General features: G+C 63.4%; 13 protein-coding genes and 2 pseudogenes. 4 read left to right on the top strand and 11 right to left on the bottom strand.

Translation table 11 applies throughout. The features are described from left to right. Positions 1-9: 9 nt before the first annotated feature. Together AC1DXN_RS16920 and AC1DXN_RS16915 are read right to left on the bottom strand one after the other, a co-directional pair. Positions 10-1,617, bottom strand: a complete 1,608-nt coding sequence (locus AC1DXN_RS16920; protein ID WP_477274578.1) for an MBL fold metallo-hydrolase — start codon at positions 1,615-1,617, stop codon at positions 10-12. A gap of 11 nt (positions 1,618-1,628) precedes the next feature. Next, entirely contained in the window at positions 1,629-2,465 is an 837-nt protein-coding gene (locus tag AC1DXN_RS16915) for a universal stress protein (RefSeq protein WP_477274580.1), read from the bottom strand. A gap of 518 nt (positions 2,466-2,983) precedes the next feature. Between AC1DXN_RS16915 and AC1DXN_RS16910 the strand changes: the two are divergent. Then, positions 2,984-3,100: pseudogene (locus tag AC1DXN_RS16910) on the top strand (helix-turn-helix transcriptional regulator); the annotation flags it as partial. Here the strand turns inward: AC1DXN_RS16910 and AC1DXN_RS16905 are convergent. The 3 genes and pseudogenes from AC1DXN_RS16905 to AC1DXN_RS16895 all read right to left on the bottom strand — a co-directional run. Next, positions 3,098-3,595 (bottom strand): annotated as a pseudogene (locus tag AC1DXN_RS16905) (tyrosine-type recombinase/integrase); the annotation flags it as partial. The pseudogenes AC1DXN_RS16910 and AC1DXN_RS16905 sit on opposite strands and share 3 nt — an antisense overlap. Before the next feature lie 293 nt (positions 3,596-3,888). Further along, complete coding sequence (gene guaA / locus AC1DXN_RS16900; RefSeq protein ID WP_477274582.1) at positions 3,889-5,451, bottom strand: glutamine-hydrolyzing GMP synthase; 1,563 nt, start codon at positions 5,449-5,451, stop codon at positions 3,889-3,891. A 56-nt stretch (positions 5,452-5,507) separates the two neighbouring features. Then, positions 5,508-6,011, bottom strand: coding sequence for a MarR family winged helix-turn-helix transcriptional regulator (locus AC1DXN_RS16895; protein WP_477274584.1), 504 nt, complete (start codon positions 6,009-6,011; stop codon positions 5,508-5,510). Positions 6,012-6,095: 84 nt separating this feature from the next. Between AC1DXN_RS16895 and AC1DXN_RS16890 the strand changes: the two genes are divergently transcribed. Further along, positions 6,096-6,413: a hypothetical protein gene (locus AC1DXN_RS16890; protein WP_477243142.1), complete on the top strand. Its 318-nt coding sequence runs from the start codon at positions 6,096-6,098 to the stop codon at positions 6,411-6,413. A 10-nt stretch (positions 6,414-6,423) separates the two neighbouring features. Here AC1DXN_RS16890 and AC1DXN_RS16885 read toward each other — a convergent pair whose 3' ends face one another. The 4 genes from AC1DXN_RS16885 to AC1DXN_RS16870 form a co-directional block, all read right to left on the bottom strand. Then, entirely contained in the window at positions 6,424-7,059 is a 636-nt protein-coding gene (locus tag AC1DXN_RS16885; protein ID WP_477274586.1) for a 5'-methylthioadenosine/S-adenosylhomocysteine nucleosidase, read from the bottom strand. A gap of 4 nt (positions 7,060-7,063) precedes the next feature. Then, a complete protein-coding gene (locus tag AC1DXN_RS16880) occupies positions 7,064-7,522 on the bottom strand; it encodes a PaaI family thioesterase (RefSeq protein ID WP_477243140.1) in 459 nt (152 codons plus the stop codon). A gap of 86 nt (positions 7,523-7,608) precedes the next feature. Next, complete coding sequence (locus AC1DXN_RS16875; protein WP_477274588.1) at positions 7,609-8,055, bottom strand: TspO/MBR family protein; 447 nt, start codon at positions 8,053-8,055, stop codon at positions 7,609-7,611. 74 nt (positions 8,056-8,129) lie between these two features. Then, entirely contained in the window at positions 8,130-9,419 is a 1,290-nt protein-coding gene (locus tag AC1DXN_RS16870) for an RsmB/NOP family class I SAM-dependent RNA methyltransferase (RefSeq protein ID WP_477274590.1), read from the bottom strand. 185 nt (positions 9,420-9,604) lie between these two features. Here AC1DXN_RS16870 and AC1DXN_RS16865 point away from each other — a divergent pair, with 185 nt between their 5' ends. Further along, positions 9,605-10,282 carry an MIP family channel protein gene (locus AC1DXN_RS16865; RefSeq protein ID WP_477274592.1) on the top strand — a complete coding sequence of 226 codons (678 nt, stop codon included), beginning with the start codon at positions 9,605-9,607 and terminating at the stop codon, positions 10,280-10,282. 75 nt (positions 10,283-10,357) lie between these two features. Here the strand turns inward: AC1DXN_RS16865 and katG are convergent, their stop codons facing one another. After that, a complete protein-coding gene (gene katG, locus AC1DXN_RS16860) occupies positions 10,358-12,547 on the bottom strand; it encodes a catalase/peroxidase HPI (RefSeq protein ID WP_477274594.1) in 2,190 nt (729 codons plus the stop codon). 127 nt (positions 12,548-12,674) lie between these two features. Between katG and AC1DXN_RS16855 the strand changes: the two genes are divergently transcribed. Further along, positions 12,675-13,583, top strand: a complete 909-nt coding sequence (locus tag AC1DXN_RS16855; RefSeq protein ID WP_477274596.1) for a hydrogen peroxide-inducible genes activator — start codon at positions 12,675-12,677, stop codon at positions 13,581-13,583. A gap of 149 nt (positions 13,584-13,732) precedes the next feature. Here the strand turns inward: AC1DXN_RS16855 and AC1DXN_RS16850 are convergent, their stop codons facing one another. Then, on the bottom strand, positions 13,733-14,014 hold the full coding sequence (locus AC1DXN_RS16850; protein ID WP_477274598.1) for a hypothetical protein: 282 nt from the start codon (positions 14,012-14,014) through the stop codon (positions 13,733-13,735). Between the last annotated feature and the right edge of the window lie 339 nt (positions 14,015-14,353).

Raw genomic sequence — 14,353 nt, 5'->3', positions numbered from 1 at the left:
TCACTTTGCTCAGGTGCTACTGCCATCGGTGTCGAGCGCCCTGCGCATGCGCCGGATCACCGCTGCGCGGCTCCTCTCGTCGGCCGCGGCGCTGACCGCCTCGTTCACGTCCAGGAGAAGTTTTGAAAGGTCATTGTGCCAGTCAAGGCGAGCAATCTTTTCCGGCCTCAAACGGTGGGGCTCGTTAACCTCGACCGGCACACTACGACCGGGGGTCAATTGGAAAGCATCGTCCAGCCTCGGGATGATGATCTTGTCGTCGGATATCAGTCCTGCAAGCCTTCCACGCAAGCCACCTAGCCCAGTCTCCTCTCCATGCGTCAGGAATACCTGCTGCCTCACCGGAGTTCGGGCCTTGAGCCAGGAGACCAGTTCGCTGGCGTCGGCGTGGCCGGAATAAAGGTCGAACAGGCTGATGCGTGCCTTGACCTCGACTTCCTCACCCTGGATGCGCACGCGCTGCGCGCCGTCGAGCAGGATCCTGCCGAGCGAGCCTTGGGCCTGATATCCGGCCATCATCACGGTGGCGTTCCGGCGCCAGAGATTGGTCTTGAGATGATGGCGGATACGCCCCGCGTCGCACATGCCGCTGGCGGCGATCACCACGAAGAACCCGGTGAGGCGGTTGATGGCCTTGCTCTGTTCCACCGTCTCGGTGAAGCGCAGCTCCTTCGAGTTGAGGGCCAGGCGCAGCACGTCACCCTGTTCGATCTCGTTGGCATGGCGCTCAAAAATCGCACTGGCGCGTGTCGCCAGCGGCGAGTCGACAAAGACCGGGGCTGACGGCACCTCCCCCGCTTGCATGAGCAAATACAGGTCGACCAGCAGTTCTTGCGTCCTCTCGACGGCGAAGGACGGGATGATGAGGGGGCCGCCGGCCTCGGCGGCGCCACGCACGATGTCACCGAGCTGGGATCGCCGCTGTTCGGGCGAAACGTCCGGCCGGTCGCGGTCGCCATAGGTCGATTCGCAGATCAGATAGTCAACGCCGGCTGGCCCCTCGGGATCGGTTTGAAGCAGCTTATGGCCTGGGCCGATGTCGCCCGAAAACATGATGCGCAGCGGCGCATCATGTCGGTCGATCTCGAGCTCCACCGATGCCGAACCAAGCAGATGGCCCGCGTTCCAGAAGCGGGCGCGAAGGCCATCGGCGACGATGGTCCATTCGCCATATTCCACAGCCCGGAACAAAGTCATGCACGCGGCGGCATCCTGCTGACTGTAGATCGGCTCAACGGGCGGGCGACCGCGCTGCGCGTTTCGACGATTGAGGTGCTCGACCTCCATTTCCTGGATATGCGCCGAATCCGGCAGCATGACCGAGCAAAGATCGATGGAGGCGCGGGTCGTATGGATGGGACCAGAAAAGCCCTGTTTGACCAGTTTCGGCAAAAGGCCGCTGTGATCAATATGCGCGTGCGTCAGGATGGCAGCGTCGATCGCTTCAGGTGGAAACGGGAAGGCCCCGTAGTTCAATTCCCGTTCGGACTTCGACCCCTGAAACAGGCCGCAATCGATGAGGATGCGCGCATGCGGCGTCTCGATCTCATAACATGAGCCGGTGACGCCACCGGCTGCGCCGTGGAAACGCAGGATAGGATCCGTGTCGCCTCTCATCTCGCCGCGACCTAATGCGACAGGAGGACTGGCAGGCGCAGATCCGCGAGAATGCCTTCGGTGGCACCGCCAAGCACGAAGTCCCTGACGCGGGAGTGGCCGTATCCGCCCATGACAAGCAGGTTGCCGCCGATCTTGAGAGCATGCTCCTGAAGCGCTGTCCCGATTGAACTGTCCCCTGCCTGGATAGAGACAGCCTCGGCCGCCAGACCACGCGTCCTCAAGCCCAGGGCAAGGCGTTCGCCGATTCCTTGTCCCGGAAACGGCTTTTCGTCGGTCACGGTCACAACGGTGATCATCGAGGCTCGTTCGAGAAAGGCCCGTGCGTCGGCAACAGCCCGTGCGGCCACACGGCTGCCGTCCCAGGCGACAACGACATGTCCAAGGGTCCCAACGTCCGTGGAGTCGGAAAGAAGCAGGGTCGGTCGACCAGAGCCGAACAGAATCGCCTCGGCTAACATCCGCGCCGTCTGGTTGGCCGGCGCCCAGCCGACCAGGCAGACATCGAAATAGCGGGAGTGCTCCGCGGCCACGTCGCCCATCAGGGCCGGTGGTGCTGTCAACTCCTGCGTACTGAGGGTCACATCCGCATGCGCGGCCTCCTGGACAATTGCCTCAAGTAAATCCCTGCCACGCTTGCGACTGGTCGCCTCGACCTCTTGGATCTTGTAGGGAAGATCCAGCAAGTAATTTGAGAGCGCGTTCGAGACATCGGGGATGTCGACATCGATGGCAACAGCATGAAGCGATGCGTCGATCTGCTTGACGAGAGCGACCGCGTTCGCCGCGATTTTCGAGGAGTTCGCGTCTGGATAGGTCGCCAAAGACAAGGATGCGATCACTTTCATCAGATTCACCTCCATTGCGACAACTGCCGATCGTCCATCGTTCGCAGCATTTTTGTAGTCGCAGTGGACAAGGCGAACTTTGATCCAACGCAAATACGGCAGCGCTCCAGCTGCACCAGCCGCGCTGACAAACCCGAAACTGGTGGCTGCGCGAACCCGCGACCGGGTCGCCGAGGTCGTCATCTCGGTTACACCGCGCCTCGGCAGTCGAGCGTTCGGGTGTGGCCATATCACGGCTCGGCAGCCTGTTTTCCTGGATGCCGCGACCGATCTCCTGTCCGAATCCGGATATTGCGTTGTCGTGGGTGACCTGCGTGGCAGCACACGCAAGGACGGACTCTACGCGCGGGCACTTCGTGACGGCCAGCTTGTCGGTGCGAGAAGCGGCACCTGGCCCGAACAGAAACCGGGTACCCTGCAAACGGGCAGGATACTAAGTCGGCCCGACGGAGTGACGATCTCACCAGGCGATCGCGATGCAGCGATGCGATAGGCGAAGGACTAACCTAACGCGACTTATGGGGTATTTGCTTCAGCTGCGCGAGATGGTGCCACTGGCAGACAGCACGATCTACGAAATGGAGCAGCGGGGCGAATTCCCGCGACGCTTCGCTTTGACCCCGAGATGCGTGGTCTCGTACGTGAATAGCTGTCGCCGGAGCACCACGTTCGACGATGCTGCCGCATAAGGCCCTTAGGTCGTCCGGGGTGATTTCCGTCAGCAGGCGATTGCGCCAGACCGGAAGGAGCTCTCGTTCGAAGATGGCGCGCCGCATGGCGCGCGTGCGGTCGGCCATCGGCGCGGCAGTGAGCCATTTCTCGCCGAACTCGCCAAAGCTCTTCGCCTCTTTCAGGCGGCGCTTGTCGCGCTGCTTCTCGATCGCCGGCGATCGCCCTTCGCCAATGGCGCGCTTCGCATCGAGGCACTTCTCTCGGGCCAACGCGAGCGAGATGCCGTCTCTGCCATATCTGCCTAGGTAGACCGTCTCACGGCGTCCATTCAGCCTGTAGTCCAGCCGAAACGAGATCGCGCCACTGGGCATGACGCGGACATACATGCCGTCACGGTCAGCGATCTTGTAGATTTTATCTTTTGGTTTCAGCGCTTTAACGGCGGCGTCCGTCAACATAGCCATTGCCTCCTGAAAAGTACCGTCAGTGCAATTTCGAGGCTGCGCGACAGGAAATTCCTTTTTCCTTCAATGCCTTAAGGTACAAAGAAGTACCGTCACGAGCCTCATTGGCTCCGACGGTACTTAGAAAAATACGAGTGGGCAATATGCCGAAGGCCCGTCAGGCGGTCCGTCAGAGCCAATCTCTGCGTACCGATTGTCGCTGATCGTCCCTGATAGGATTTATATTTGTTTTCAGTATGTTACGTCGCAGATCGGCGTATTTTCGGCGGCGTTTGGGTGGGTCTGAATCATTCCCACTCAATCGTGCCGGGCGGCTTCGAGGTCACGTCGTAGACCACGCGGTTGATGCCGCGGACCTCGTTGATGATGCGCGTGGCGGCGGCACCCAGGAACGTCATGTCGTAGTGGTAGAAATCCGCCGTCATGCCGTCGACCGAGGTGACGGCGCGCAGCGCGCAGACGAATTCATATGTGCGGCCGTCGCCCATGACGCCGACGGTCTGTACCGGCAGCAGCACGGCAAAAGCCTGCCAGATGGCGTCGTAGAGGCCGGCCTTGCGGATCTCGTCGAGATAGATGGCGTCGGCTTCGCGCAGAATCTCCAGCTTCTCGCGGGAAATGCCGCCGGGGCAGCGTATGGCAAGGCCCGGACCCGGGAACGGATGGCGGCCGATGAAGCTGTCGGGCAGGCCGAGTTCCTTGCCCAGCGCCCGCACCTCGTCCTTGAACAGTTCGCGCAGCGGCTCGACCAGCCGCATGTTCATGCGCTCGGGCAGGCCGCCGACATTATGGTGCGACTTGATGGTCACCGACGGGCCGCCGGAGAAGGAGACGCTTTCGATGACGTCGGGGTAGAGCGTGCCCTGCGCCAGGAAATCGGCGCCGCCGAGTTTCTTGGCCTCTTCCTCGAACACCTCGATGAACAGCCGGCCAATGGTCTTGCGCTTCTTCTCGGGGTCCGACTCGCCTTCCAGCGCCGAGATGAATTTTTCCGACGCATCGACCAGGGTCAGCGGCAGATTGTAGTGCTGGCGGAACATCGCCACCACGCCTACCGCCTCGTCCTTGCGCATCAGGCCATGGTCGACAAGGATGCAGGTCAGCTGGTCGCCGACCGCTTCGTGGATGAGCAAGGCCGCAACTGAGGAGTCCACACCGCCCGACAGCGCGCAGATGACCTTGCCCTTGCCGACCTGCTTGCGAATGGTCTCGACCGCGTGCTCGCGGTAGGCGCGCATCGTCCAGTCGCCCTCGATGCCGGCGATGTTGTGGACGAAGTTGCGCAGCAGCCTTGCGCCATCCGGCGTGTGCACCACTTCGGGGTGGAACATGATGCCGTACATCTTGCGCGCGACGTTGCCGAAGATGGCGAAGGGCGAGCCCTCCGACTTTCCCAGGACCTCGAAGCCCTTGGGCAGCGAGATGACGCGGTCGCCATGACTCATCCACACCTGATGGCGCTGGCCGGGCGCCCACAGGCCCTCGAACAGCGGGCTGTCCTTTTCGATCTCGACGAAGGCACGGCCGAATTCGCGGTGATCGGAGCTCTCGGCGACGCCACCCATCTGCACGCAAAGCGCCATCTGGCCGTAGCAGATGCCGAGCACCGGCACGCCGGCGTCAAAGACGATCTGCGGCGCGCGCGGGCTGCCGATATCGGAGGTCGAGGCCGGGCCGCCGGAGAGGATGACGGCTTTCGGATTGATGCGCTTGAACGCTGCCTCGGCCGACTGGAACGGCACGATCTCGGAAAAGACGCCGGCCTCGCGGATGCGGCGGGCGATGAGCTGCGTAAACTGGCTGCCGAAATCGACAATCAGGACGGTGTCGGGGTGATTGGCTGTCTTCATGGCGAGCGTTTAGAGAAAGAAATGAGTCGGCGCAATGGGTTAGAAAGCCGCGCCTCCTACTTCGATTCCGGTGCTCCGTCTCGAGGGCCGGCGGGTTTTTCCAATGCGTCCGCCTGCCCCGCATCGAGGGAGCGCAAGGCGTCCATCAACGCCGCGAAGCGCTGCTGGCCGAGACGGGCGATGTAGCCCTGTTCGATCTGCAGCTTGATGCGGTCGCCGTCGCGCAAGGCGTCCAGCCCCTTGCGGGTATAGCGCACAAGCTTGCCGCGACCATCCATGGGATCGGGCAGACGCTCCAGCACGCCGTCCGCTTCCAGGCCGTCGAGCAATTGCTGAACCGCCTGCTTGGAGATCGCCGAGCGATCGATCAGTGCCGACTGGCGCGTGCCGCCGCGGGGGATGTGCCCAAGCAGTCCGGCGCGCGCTTCAGTGAACCAGCCATGGCCGGCGGCGCGCATCGCGGCGGCGAACTCCGCCTGCCAGGCACGGCTTACCTGCCACAGCCGCCAGCCGACGTGATCGGGCAGTGCATCGGTTTTTTCGTCAAGCTCCTTGACCATTTTCTCAGGACTCCATATAGTCAAGGTACTTGACGATTTCCATTGCGTCGAGCGTTTTCGAACTCAAACCTTCGGACAGGGACAATGACAATTCTGAACAAGGATACGCTGGCCATTATCATGATCGGCACCACGCATGTCATCGATATGGGCGGCAAGAGCGCCTTCATCCACTACGAAACGGGGACCCGTGCGCACATGCTGCTGCCGGACGGCACCCGTTTCCATGGGCTTTGGACGCTGCAGGACGACGGCTACAAGGTCGAATGGCAGGACGGCCCCACCGGCGCCTGGAAACTCGACCACACGCCGGGCGCCATCGACTATGTCGACGCGACCGGCACCGTGCGCGGGCGCATTTCACGCATCGATTTCGGCGATCCGGAACGCCTTGCGGCCTGATCGGTTGCGGTCAAGCGCCGAGCAGGCCGTCACCGATCGCCTGTTCGAGCCGCCCAACGGCGCCCGCCAGCTTCTCGTCGATGACGTGCAGATATTCGGTCCAGTCGCCGACATGCCTGAGATCGGCGGCGCCATCGGAAATGCCGCGCAAGCCGATGAGCGGCACGCCGAACAATTGGCAGGCGCGCAGGCAGGCGAAGGTCTCCATGTCGACCATGTCGGCGGCGATGGCATCGTAGGCGGCGCCGGAAATGATGCCGCCGCCGGTCGACAGCGTCGCTTGCCTGATATCAGGAATCCGGAGCGGCAGCGGCACGGTCACCGGCAGATCGAGAAACGGTGTGGCGCCCTTCTCGAAACCCAAAGGCGAGGCGTCGATATCGCGATAGCTGACCGAAACGGCCTGGTAGATTTCCGCCTGCTCCAGTGTCCGGCTGCCGGCCGAGCCAAGCGAGACGATGAGGTCCGGCAGCGCCTTTTCAAACTTCAGGCGGGCGAGTTCAGCGCCCAGCCTGACGCCGGCCTCGACCGGCCCGACGCCGGTCATCAGCGGCGTGAACAGACGCTGCAAATGCGGGCCGTACTCCGCCTGCGCCGCCATGACGAAGAGGACGGACTTGCCGCCGATGCGCACGACGTCACCCATCGGCTCAGCCCGCTATGCCATCACGGCCGACCACCGTCATCATGGTGCCGGTCATGGTGGCGATGAGTTTGGCCTCGCCGTCGGCGGTAAAGGCATAGGCCTGGCCGTCGGCGACGATGATGGTGCGGCCGGGTTTGGTCACCGAGCCGCGAAACAGGAAGCGTTCGCCCCTGCCCGGCGCCAGCAGATTGACCTTGAACTCGATGGTCAGCACGCTGGAACTTTCCGGCAACAGCGAAAACGCGGCATAGCCGCAGGCAGAATCCAGCGCCGTCGAAATGACGCCGGCGTGCAGGAAGCCATGCTGCTGGGTGAGTGCTGCCGAATAGGGCATCTCGATCTCGATGATGCCGGGCGTCACCAGCGTTAGTTCGGCGCCGATCGTCGCCATCGCCTTCTGGCGGGCAAAAGAGGTCCTGACGCGATCCTCATAGTCCGGGGCGGGTACGATCTTTGCTGCCATGGCCGTTGCCTTCACTTCTCTACCCAAAGCTTATTGCAGAGGCAGAAGCGGCAGGCAATCTCATTTGCTGCACTGCAGCAAAGAGGTCAGTTCAACCAGAGAAGCGATGCGTTGAGCAGAGTGGCGAAAGCCACCCACGCCGCATAGGGCACGAACAGCCAGCGGGAAGCCCGGTCGCGGCTGCGGGCGATGAAGACAAGGATGCTGGCAAGCAGCAGCACAATGACCACCAGAGCCGGCCCCATCAGTTTGGCGCCGAAGAAGGTCGGCGACCACAGGAAGTTCAGGAACAACTGCGCGACCCAGGCCTTCATCGCCGTGCCGTCCGGATCGTGCCACCAGGTTCGCCAGCCGGCGACGGCGATCATCACATAGAGCAGCGACCAGACCGGGCCAAAGATCCAGTTCGGCGGATTGAAGGGCGGCTTGGCGAGCGATGCATACCATTCACCCGGCAAGGTCGCGTAGCCGATCAGCAGGCCGGCACCCAGCACCAGAACGAGGAAAAACAGAAGCGACAGGTATTTCTGCAAGGAGGTCCCCCGTTTGGCGGCTTCAGCACCGCAGACCGGAATTGGAGCGCCGGGGCGAGATGTCAACCGTGGTGTCAGTTCGCCCGGCGCAGCGCGCAGAAGTAAAACCCGTCGGTGCCGCTTAGCGCCGGCGACAAGGAAATATCGCCGGTTTCTCCGACCCGTGCAGCCGCCGCGTGGTCTGGAAAGCGGCCGTCCCAAAGCGCGCGATGATCGACCGGGACAAAGCCGCTGTTGCGTTCCCGGAAGGCGGAGACCTGCTCGCCATTCTCTTCATCGAAGACCGAGCAGGTGATGTAGACCAGGAGGCCGCCCGGCTTGACGTAGGCTTTGGCGGCATCGAGGATCGCCGACTGCTCACCCTTGCGCGCATCGAGCTGTCTTTGCGTCAGCCGCCATTTGGCGTCGGGGCGCCGCCGCCAGGTGCCGCTGCCGGTGCAAGGCGCGTCGACCAGGACGATGTCCATGTGACCGGTGAGCGGGGCGAGTTCCGCAGGCTTGGTGACGATCTGCACGTTGCGGTTTTCCGAGCGGCGCATGCGGTCGAAGATCGGCGCCAGCCGCGCCTTCTCGGAATCGTGGGCAAACACCTGGCCTTTATTGCCCATCGCTGCCGACAGCGCCAACGTCTTGCCGCCAGCACCGGCGCAAAAGTCGAGCACCTGCATGCCGGCCTCGGCGCCGGCCAGGGCTGCGACAATCTGCGAACCCTCGTCCTGGACCTCGAACCAGCCTTTCTGGAAGGCGGGTTCGGCCTGCACGTTCGGGTGCCTGCCGTCGCCGTCGATCGGCGGGATGCGAATGCCGTATGGCGCGATCTGTGCCGACTTGGCGCCGGTCTCCGTCAGTTCGGCCAGCACCTTGGTGCGATCGGCCTGCAGCGTGTTGACCCGGAGGTCGAGCGGCGGGCGTGTCGCGAGGGCTGCCCCCTCGTCCACCCATGTCTCGCCGAAGGTTTCTTCGAACAGCGGCGCGCACCAGTCGGGAATGTCGGCCCGCACCGCCGGCGGCGCATCGGCAAGCCGGCGGTCAGTGAGAGTCTTCAATTCCTCTTCGCTCAACAGCGGCGGTGCGAACTTGTCGCCGTCGAGCGCCTGGTTCAGCGACTGCGCCGTCTGGTTCCATTCGAGCAGAAGCGCCCCGAAACCGACGGCGCGCGGCGTGTCCTCGCCGAGCAGCCAGCCGGCAGAACGCTTGTGGCGCAGCGCGTCGTAGACGATGTTGCCGATCGCCGCGCGGTCGCCGCCACCGGCGAAGCGATGCGACAGGCCCCAGTCCTTCAGCGCGTCGGCCACCGGCCGGTGGCGCCGGCCAATGTCTTCCAGCACTTCGATGGCTGCCGCCAGCCGTCCGCCCAGTCTCATTTTCGTCTTCCGTCACTCAAGCAAATTCATTCCGGCCCTGCTCTAAAGCGCGCGACTGGCGCGCACAAGCATGCGGCTTGGGGCAACCGCTCTGCTTTGCAACTTTTCCGTGTGAGAATACTCTCTCAGTCATGATTCGCGTCGCAGAAAAAGGCGGAGCCGCGGATCGATACGAGGAGAGGGTAATGAAGACTTATCTGGCGGAAGTTCTAGGCACATTTCTATTGGTGTTCATCGGCACGGCTTCGGTGGTGACGGGTGGCTTCGGCGGCGCGCTGCCGCTTGGCCAGGAAGGCATCGGTCTGGCGTTCGGCATCGGACTGATTGCGGCGGCCTATGCGATCGGCCCGATCTCGGGCGCGCATCTCAATCCGGCGGTTACGCTCGGCGTCTTCGTTGCCGGCCGGCTGCCTGCCAAGGATGTCATCCCCTATTGGATCGCGCAGATCATCGGCGCCATCCTGGCTTCGCTGGCGCTGTGGATCATCGTCTCCGGCAAAGCCGGCGAACCCATCACCAACTTCGGTGCCAATGGCTGGGACGTGACGAAATGGGGTGTCAGCTCGGCCTTCCTGTGGGAATTGATCGGCACCTTCACCTTCGTCACGGTGATCCTCGGCGTAACCGCGGAAAAGCACTCGACGGCGTTTGCCGGGCTGGTCATCGGCCTGACCCTGGCAGGGCTGCACTTCGCCATCATTCCGGTCACCGGCACGTCGCTCAATCCGGCTCGCTCCATAGGACCGGCGCTGTTTTCGGGCGCTGCGGCGATCGGCCAGCTGTGGCTGTTCATCGTCGCGCCGCTGATCGGCGGGGCGATTGCCGGCGTGGTTGCCAAGGCGCGCATCTTCGAAAAGGACTGATCTTCGAAGCCCGAGTGTGAAAAAGGCGCGGGCCGAAGCCCGCGCCTTTTTTTGTTGGTCAGAGCTTTGGCTGGATCAGCCGGCGATATCGAAGCGGTCGGCGTTCATCACCTTGGTCCAGGCCACAACGAAGTCTCTCGCGAACTTCGTCTTGGCGTCGGCTGTCGCGTAGACTTCGGCGATGGCGCGCAGCTGCGAGTGCGAACCGAAGATGAGGTCGGCACGGGTGCCGGTCCACTTGACCTCGCCGGTCTTGCGGTCGCGGCCCTCGAACACGTCCTTGGCGTCCGTCGTCGCCTTCCACTCGGTGCCCATGTCGAGCAAATTGACGAAAAAGTCGTTGCTCAGCGTTTCCGGCCGGCTGGTGAAGACGCCGTGCTTGGACTGCCCGGCATTGGCGCCGAGGACGCGCAGGCCGCCGACAAGGACCGTCAGTTCGGGCGCCGTCAGCGTCAGCAATTGCGCGCGGTCGACCAGCGCCTCCTCGGGCGACAGGCGCTGCTTGCCGCTGACATAGTTGCGGAAGCCATCAACGGTCGGTTCCAGCGGTGCGAAGGAGTGGATGTCCGTCTGCTCCTGCGACGCGTCCATGCGTCCTGGCCAAAACGGAACATCCACGCTGCGGCCGGCCGCCTTCTCGATAGCGGCATTGCCGCCGAGAACGATCAGGTCGGCAAGCGAGACTTTTTTGCCCCCGGTCTGCGAAGCGTTGAAGTCCTTCTGGATCGCTTCGAGCTTGTCGAGAACCTTGGCCAATTCCGCCGGCTGGTTGACGGCCCAGTCCTTCTGCGGGCTGAGGCGAATGCGCGCGCCATTGGCGCCGCCGCGCTTGTCGGAACCACGGAAGGTCGAGGCTGACGCCCAGGCCACCGAGACCAGTTGCGATACCGAAAGGCCGGACGCCAGGACCTTGGCCTTGAGCGCTTCAGCGTCCTGCTCGTCGATCAAGACATGATCGACCGCCGGAATGACGTCCTGCCAGGGCAGCTCTTCCTTGGGAACGAGCGGGCCGAGATAGCGCACCAGCGGGCCCATGTCGCGATGGGTCAGCTTGTACCAGGCGCGGGCAAAGGCGTCGGCGAACTGGTCCGGATTCTCATGGAAGCGTTTTGAGATCGTTGCGTAGGACGGATCGAAACGCAGCGCGAGATCCGAGGTCAGCATGGCGGGCGCGTGACGCTTGCCCGAATTGTGCGCATCCGGGACAGTACCGGCGCCGGCGCCGCCCTTCGGTGTCCACTGGTGCGCGCCGGCCGGGCTCTTGGTCAGTTCCCAGTCGAAGCCGAACAGATTGTCGAAGAAGTCGTTGCTCCACTTGGTCGGCGTCGTGGTCCAGGTCACTTCGAGACCGCTCCCGATCGCGTCACCGCCCTTGCCGGTGCCGAACTTGTTGGCCCAGCCGAGGCCTTGCTGCTCGATCTCGGCGCCTTCCGGCTCGACGCCCACCAGGGCTGCATCGCCCGCACCATGGGTCTTGCCGAATGTGTGGCCGCCGGCGATCAGCGCAACGGTCTCCTCGTCGTTCATCGCCATGCGGGCGAAGGTGTCCCTGATATCGCGGGCGGAGGCCAGCGGATCCGGATTGCCGTTCGGCCCTTCCGGGTTGACGTAGATCAGGCCCATCTGCACGGCGCCGAGCGGGTTCTGCAGGTCGCGGTCGCCGCTGTAACGCTCGTCGGCCAGCCACTTGCCTTCGGGACCCCAATAAATGTCCTGCTCCGGCTCCCAGACGTCGGCGCGGCCGCCGGCGAAGCCGAAGGTCTTGAAGCCCATCGATTCCAGCGCGACGTTGCCGGTGAGGATCATCAGGTCGGCCCAGGAGATCTTGCGGCTATATTTCTGCTTGATCGGCCACAGCAGGCGGCGGGCCTTGTCGAGGTTGACGTTGTCCGGCCAGCTGTTGAGCGGCGCGAAACGCTGCTGGCCGGCTCCGGCGCCGCCACGGCCGTCGCCGATGCGGTAGGTGCCGGCGCTGTGCCATGCCATGCGGATGAACAACGGGCCGTAATGGCCAAAATCGGCCGGCCACCACTCCTGCGAGTCGGTCATCAGCGCATGCAGGTCCTTGATCAGGGCGTCGAGGTCGAGGCTTTTGAATTCCTCGGCATAGTCGAACGCCTCGCCCATCGGATCGGACAGCGGCGACTGCTGGTGGAGAACCTGGACGTTGAGCTGGTTCGGCCACCAGTCGCGGTTGGCCCTGGCAATTGTCGTGTGCACGACCGGGCATTTGCCCGCGCTGGGATCGTCAGTGTTCGCGTCCATCTTGCTCTCCGATTCGCTGATTTCCCGGGCGGGCCTTGAGCCGCGCCACTCTGGAATGGTTCCAGACTAGGCTGCCTTGCCGATAAAAACAAATTGCCTTTCCTGTTTGTTGCGATAGGTTTTTCTTATGATTGGCCTCACCGTCCGGCAGATGCATTATTTCGAAGCGCTGGCGCAGACGCTGCATTTCGGCCGCGCGGCGAAACTGGCCGGTGTCAGCCAGCCGGCGCTGTCGTCGCAGATCGCCGAGATGGAGCAGCGGCTCAACTGCCGGCTGTTCGAGCGCGGCGGCAAATCGGTGCGGATGACCGACGAGGCGCTGGTCATGCTGCCGCGCATCGAGCGCATTCTTGCCGACATTCGCGAGATCGAGACCACGGCGCGGCGCGGCCGCCCGGCCATGGAAGGCCGCTTCCGGCTTGGCATCATCCCGACGGTGGCACCCTATCTGTTGCCGCATGTACTGCCGGAGCTGAAACGGCATTTCCCGGCACTGCAGCTCGAACTGCGCGAAGCCGTGACCGCGGCACTGCTCGACGACACCAATTCGGGCAGACTCGATGCCTTCATCGCCGCCCTTCCCCTCGACCATCCCGGCCTGATCACCGAGGCGCTGTTCGCCGACCGCTTCTTTCTCGCCGTGCCATCAGGCGATCCCGCTTTCGCCTCGCCGCCGGTGCCGCCGGAAAGCCCGGCGCTGGAAAGGCTGATGCTGCTGGAGGAAGGCCATTGCCTGCGCGAACAGGCGCTCGCCGTCTGCGGCAGCGTGCGCCCGGTGGCGATGGCAAGCTATGGCGCCACCAGCCTGACGACGCTGCTGCAGATGGTGGCGCACGGGCTCGGCGTCACGCTCATCCCGGAAATGGCAGCAGGGCCGGCGAGCAGCATGCGCGACCTGAAGATCGTGCCGTTCCAGGAGCCGATGCCGCAACGCACGATCTGCCTCGCCTGGCGGCGCAACAAGGTCCGGCATGACGAGTGTGTCGAGCTGGCCAAGATCATTCGCGGGCTGGACGCGGCTGTGCTGGCGGCTTGAGGGGTGGCTTAAGCCTGCTGTTGACCCGAAGCAGCCGTGGAATAGCCGGTCGGCGACATCGAGCTTGTCCCGCGCCAAGGTATGGCGGCGTCTCTCGGAGCTGGTGTTAGGCCGGCCGCAAGCGGTCATCGAGGCCGGTTTGGCAGAGGTCAGTGCGGTGTGCTGTCGGACAAATGCAGGAGTTCCCAGGTCAAGCCAACGCGACCTTGGAACTGTGATGCAAAGAGTTCGGCTTCGACGCTTTCCAAACCATCATCGACGAGAGCCTCGATGCTTCGCCGCATCAATGCGAGCTGCATCGCCCGGGCGTGTTCGGCGTCCGTCTCTCTCATGATTGCCGCGACATGGTAGGCGATGACGGGCTGGCCGAGGCATGACAGAAGCGGGCTGGCTTCTGCCGTCGCTGCGGTGACTGCTTCTTCGATCTGCATTTGGCGCTCCTCATCAAACCTGATGATGGCGCCTCCCTGGGAGACGACGGTTTTCCGTCGCCTTTTTCTGATTTCGCCTGTCGCACACGGTCGAAGTGACAGGCGCCGTGTCCGACAATCGTTCTCTTGTTCGCTACCAAAATCAGTATGCTCCAACATCGAGATAAAGGCGACCGCATAGTTAATCGATGGTTAACAGGGATCGTCGCATCTTAAGCGCTAGTGAACGGCGAGATCCTTCCGGACGACGATGAGGCGAAAGAGGCGCTGGACGTGAATCCGGAGCCGAAGCTGGGGGCTTAGGGCGAGGCCGCGTTCGGCGATGTGAGGCTCGGCCTC

It is taken from the genome of Mesorhizobium sp. P2_H9, from assembly GCF_056403215.1.
This window is presented reverse-complemented; position numbering and strand designations above follow the sequence as displayed.

Excerpts from the sequence above, each read along its gene's own strand:
- AC1DXN_RS16920 (WP_477274578.1), bottom strand. The coding sequence starts at position 1,617 with ATGAGAGGCGACACGGATCCTATCCTGCGTTTCCACGGCGCAGCCGGT.
- AC1DXN_RS16915 (WP_477274580.1), bottom strand. The coding sequence starts at position 2,465 with ATGAAAGTGATCGCATCCTTGTCTTTGGCGACCTATCCAGACGCGAAC.
- guaA (WP_477274582.1), bottom strand. The coding sequence starts at position 5,451 with ATGAAGACAGCCAATCACCCCGACACCGTCCTGATTGTCGATTTCGGC.
- AC1DXN_RS16895 (WP_477274584.1), bottom strand. The coding sequence starts at position 6,011 with ATGGTCAAGGAGCTTGACGAAAAAACCGATGCACTGCCCGATCACGTC.
- AC1DXN_RS16890 (WP_477243142.1), top strand. The coding sequence starts at position 6,096 with ATGACAATTCTGAACAAGGATACGCTGGCCATTATCATGATCGGCACC.
- AC1DXN_RS16885 (WP_477274586.1), bottom strand. The coding sequence starts at position 7,059 with ATGGGTGACGTCGTGCGCATCGGCGGCAAGTCCGTCCTCTTCGTCATG.
- AC1DXN_RS16880 (WP_477243140.1), bottom strand. The coding sequence starts at position 7,522 with ATGGCAGCAAAGATCGTACCCGCCCCGGACTATGAGGATCGCGTCAGG.
- AC1DXN_RS16870 (WP_477274590.1), bottom strand. The coding sequence starts at position 9,419 with ATGAGACTGGGCGGACGGCTGGCGGCAGCCATCGAAGTGCTGGAAGAC.
- AC1DXN_RS16865 (WP_477274592.1), top strand. The coding sequence starts at position 9,605 with ATGAAGACTTATCTGGCGGAAGTTCTAGGCACATTTCTATTGGTGTTC.
- katG (WP_477274594.1), bottom strand. The coding sequence starts at position 12,547 with ATGGACGCGAACACTGACGATCCCAGCGCGGGCAAATGCCCGGTCGTG.
- AC1DXN_RS16855 (WP_477274596.1), top strand. The coding sequence starts at position 12,675 with ATGATTGGCCTCACCGTCCGGCAGATGCATTATTTCGAAGCGCTGGCG.
- AC1DXN_RS16850 (WP_477274598.1), bottom strand. The coding sequence starts at position 14,014 with ATGCAGATCGAAGAAGCAGTCACCGCAGCGACGGCAGAAGCCAGCCCG.